This window comes from Enterobacter cloacae complex sp. IR5384 (assembly GCF_049237265.1).
Classification (GTDB): domain Bacteria; phylum Pseudomonadota; class Gammaproteobacteria; order Enterobacterales; family Enterobacteriaceae; genus Enterobacter; species Enterobacter cloacae.
This window is the reverse complement of record NZ_JBMKHJ010000120.1, coordinates 1-558: the sequence shown is the minus strand read 5'-3', so window position 1 is coordinate 558 and position 558 is coordinate 1. Positions and strand designations below refer to the sequence as shown.

The window sequence follows — 558 nt, the reverse complement described above, 5'->3', positions numbered from 1 at the left end:
TGAATCGCCACGGATAATCTAGACACTTCCGAGCCGTTGATAATACTGGTTTTCATATTCTGTCGGTGACATCTGTTCGCTAGAACCATGCCGACGCTTACTGTTATAAAACATTTCGATGTAATCAAAAATATCACTGCGGGCTTCTTCCCGCGTTCCGTAGATCTTTTTCTTTATCCGTTCACGTTTCAACAACTGGAAAAAACTTTCTGCAACCGCATTATCATGGCAGTTACCGCGACGGCTCATGCTACCCTCCAGGCCGTGTGATTTCAGGAACGACTGCCACTCATGGCTTGTGTACTGACTGCCCTGATCCGAATGAACCAGCACCTGTTTTTCGGGATTACGCCGCCATACAGCCATCAGCAGTGCGTTCAGGACAATGTCCTTTGTCATCCGGGATTGCATGGACCAGCCGATAATTTTGCGTGAGAACAGATCAACAACAACGGCAAGATACAGCCAGCCTTCGTGGGTCCTGATGTAGGTTATGTCCGTTACCCAACGCTCATCAGGAGCATCCGGATTGAACTGTCGCTGGAGCCTGTTGGGTGA

General features: G+C 48.7%; 1 protein-coding gene. It reads right to left on the bottom strand.

The window, feature by feature from the left end:
- Nucleotides 1–18 precede the first annotated feature (18 nt).
- The coding region (locus ACOTX3_RS26155; protein ID WP_421635004.1) for an IS3 family transposase at nucleotides 19–558 on the bottom strand (540 nt) is incomplete at its 5' end.